Annotated in this window: 2 protein-coding genes; both read left to right on the top strand. The window is 63.2% G+C overall.

Annotation, left to right across the window (positions count from 1 at the left end; translation table 11 throughout):
* Positions 1-271 (top strand): Fe-only/vanadium nitrogenase subunit delta (locus DYI24_RS25980; protein ID WP_246701374.1); only part of this gene is annotated, 271 nt, incomplete at its 5' end.
* Positions 272-283: 12 nt separating this feature from the next.
* Entirely contained in the window at positions 284-1,669 is a 1,386-nt protein-coding gene (anfK, locus tag DYI24_RS25975; RefSeq protein WP_107343472.1) for a Fe-only nitrogenase subunit beta, read from the top strand.
* Positions 1,670-1,793 lie beyond the last annotated feature (124 nt).

The raw sequence follows: 1,793 nt of genomic DNA, 5'->3' as shown, positions 1-1,793 counted from the left end.
GGCGTGGGACCGCAAACGGCAGAACGAGGGCATCCTCGGTATCGCCGCCAAACTGCTCGCCGGCGAGCCGTTCACGCCGGAGACGCCGGAAGACCGCTGCTACTGGGTCGACTCGGTGACGCTGCAGCGCGCCTATCAGGCCACCTGTCCGTGGCTCGCCACGATGTCCAAGGACGACATCAAGGCGCTGATGAAAGAGCTGCACGCCCGCGTCGACTATCTCACCGTCACCGGCTCGCTCAACGAAGAGCTCACCGACCAGCACTACTGATTGGATCCCGCCATGAACTGTCAATTCAAGCCGAAGGACCGGATCGGCACCATCAATCCGATCTTCACCTGCCAGCCGGCCGGCGCGCAATACGCCTCGATCGGCATCAAGGACTGCATCGGCATCGTCCACGGCGGCCAGGGCTGCGTGATGTTCGTCCGCCTGCTGATCTCCCAGCACCTGAAGGAGAGCTTCGAAATCGCCTCCTCGTCGGTGCATGAGGACGGCGCGGTGTTCGGCGCGCTCGACCGGGTCGAGGAAGCGGTCGACGTGCTGCTGATGCGCTATCCCCACGTCAAGGTGGTGCCGATCATCACCACCTGCTCGACCGAGGTGATCGGCGACGACGTCGACGGCGTCGTCACCAAGCTGCAGGAAGAGTTGCTCGACGTGAAATATCCGGACCGCGAGGTCCATCTGATCCCGATCCACTGCCCGAGCTTCGTCGGCAGCATGGTGACGGGCTACGACGTTGCGGTGCGCGACTTCGTCAAGCACTTCTCCAAGAAGGACAAGCCGAGCCTGAAGATCAATTTGATCACCGGCTGGGTCAATCCGGGCGACGTCAAGGAGCTCAAGCATCTCTTGGCCGAGATGCAGGTCGAGGCCAACGTGCTGTTCGAGATCGAGAGCTTCGATAGTCCGCTGATGCCGGACAAGAGCGCGGTGTCGCACGGCTCGACCACGATTGCGGACCTGACCGCGACCGCGGACGCGCAAGGCACCATCGCGCTCAACCGCTACGAAGGCGGCCTCGCCGCCACCTGGCTGCAGACCCGCTGGGACGTGCCGGCGGTGATCGGCCCGACTCCGATCGGAATCCGCAACACCGACACCTTCCTGCGCAACGTCAAGGAGATGACCGGCAAGCCGATCCCGGAATCGCTGGTCAAGGAACGCGGCATCGCGCTCGACGCCATCACCGACCTCGCCCACATGTTCCTGGCCGACAAGAAGGTGGCGATCTACGGCAATCCGGATCTGGTGCTCGGCCTCGCCGAATATTGCCTCGATCTGGAAATGAAGCCGGTGCTGCTGCTGCTCGGCGACGAGCACGCCGGCTACGCCACCGACCCGCGGATCGCGGCGCTGAAGGACAACGTCGACTATCCGATGGAGATCATCACCAACGCCGACCTGTTCGAACTCGAAGACCGGATCAAGAACGGGCTCGAACTCGACCTGATCCTCGGCCACTCCAAGGGGCGGTTCGTCGCGATCGACTACAACATCCCGATGCTGCGGGTCGGCTTCCCGACCTATGACCGCGCCGGCCTGTATCGCTACCCCGTCGTCGGCTACGCCGGCGCGACCTGGCTCGCTGAACAGATGGCCAACACGCTGTTCAACGACATGGAGGTCAAGAAGAACCGCGAATGGATCCTGAACGTGTGGTGATCACGGTCATGATCTGGTCCGGCGACGGTTTGCCATGTCCGTCGCCGGACTCTTCTTTCTCCTGACGGCCGCGAGACAACCGATGAAGATCGCAGCTTACGTCAACGCCGAGGGCGAGGTCGCC

Source organism: Rhodopseudomonas sp. BR0C11 (genome assembly GCF_010820945.1).
In the GTDB taxonomy this organism is placed as follows: domain Bacteria; phylum Pseudomonadota; class Alphaproteobacteria; order Rhizobiales; family Xanthobacteraceae; genus Rhodopseudomonas; species Rhodopseudomonas palustris_H.
Note: the sequence above shows the minus strand (reverse complement) of the source record. Positions and strands in the feature narration are given on the sequence as shown.

Bases quoted from the DNA above. Each gene is read 5' to 3' on its own strand.
- anfK (WP_107343472.1), top strand. From the start codon at position 284: ATGAACTGTCAATTCAAGCCGAAGGACCGGATCGGCACCATCAATCCG.